General features: G+C 34.6%; 1 protein-coding gene. It reads left to right on the top strand.

Annotation, left to right across the window (positions count from 1 at the left end; all coding sequences use genetic code 11):
* Positions 1–496 (top strand): MFS transporter (locus KH893_RS11580; protein ID WP_281166252.1); only part of this gene is annotated, 496 nt, incomplete at its 5' end.
* Between the last annotated feature and the right edge of the window lie 73 nt (positions 497–569).

Here is a 569-nt window from a genome sequence, read left to right as displayed (position 1 = left end):
TAAAAAGGGTGTAATGATATCAGGATTAATGCTACTTTCTGGAAGTTTGATTTCCGCGATCCTGCAACCTTTAACCGGCCGCATGCTCGATAATTTCAATGTGAAAACCCCACTCGTAATTGGTGCTTTTTTTCTTATATCCGCCACGTTCTCTTTTATAATTTTTCAAAAATATTTATCAATTGTTTTAATCGCAATTCTATATGTTGTTTATATGATCGGTTTTAGTTTCGTCTTTAACAATTCGCTCACTTATGCCCTGCAAAAACTGCCATTAAAATTAATTTCCGATGGAAATGCAGTCTTCAATACTCTCCAACAATATGCAGGGTCGTTGGGAACATCGGTCGCTTCAGCACTTTTGGCGAACGGTATCAGTACAAATGGTCAACAAAGTAATTACAATGGCAGCCGACATATTTTTATTCTGGATTTTATCAGCTGCATAATTGTAGTCATCTTGATATTTTTAATTCAAAAGAAAAAGGATAAATAGCTCCTGGAAAATTGACGAAAAATATTGTCGAAAATCTATTTTTTTGTTTGACCTTTCTTGACTTTCTGACCAA

The organism is Liquorilactobacillus sicerae (assembly GCF_029916425.1).
GTDB classification, from domain to species: domain Bacteria; phylum Bacillota; class Bacilli; order Lactobacillales; family Lactobacillaceae; genus Liquorilactobacillus; species Liquorilactobacillus sicerae.
Note: the sequence above shows the minus strand (reverse complement) of the source record. Positions and strands in the feature narration are given on the sequence as shown.